Annotated in this window: 1 protein-coding gene; it reads right to left on the bottom strand. The window is 37.9% G+C overall.

Going from position 1 to position 390, the window contains the following annotated elements; genetic code table 11:
- Positions 1-390: DUF58 domain-containing protein (locus AOA60_RS07570; protein ID WP_143522397.1), on the bottom strand; the 390-nt coding region annotated here is incomplete at both ends.

The raw sequence follows: 390 nt of genomic DNA, 5'->3' as shown, positions 1-390 counted from the left end.
ACAGTGAGCGCACCTTCTAGGGATTTTTCCAGTCGGTTACTATGCTTTAATTCAGCCCCCATCATTCTCCCACAGTCAATTAAAATCGTAATGTATTTCCCGTGCTCCGGTTCATATTCATTAGTCATGACCTCTTGAAGCTTAGCAGTTTGACGCCAGTTAATTTTCCTTGGGTCATCTCCTACGACATAATTACGTATTTTTGCAAACTCTCCGCTACCACTCAATTGCTTTCGTATTTTGTCACCCTCATACAATAAAAATTGTTGGGCATTTTCTAAATAATCCTTTACAGAGCTTAAGTTTGGAATTACTTTGACCGTATCATTTAATTGAAATGCCTTCTGTTTTTCCCACAGTCCTAAATTACTTGTATACCGTAAATAAAGC

The sequence above is a fragment of the Pseudomonas sp. 2822-17 genome, from assembly GCF_002742485.1.
Classification (GTDB): Bacteria; Pseudomonadota; Gammaproteobacteria; order Pseudomonadales; family Pseudomonadaceae; genus Aquipseudomonas; species Aquipseudomonas cyclaminis.
Note: the sequence above shows the minus strand (reverse complement) of the source record. Positions and strands in the feature narration are given on the sequence as shown.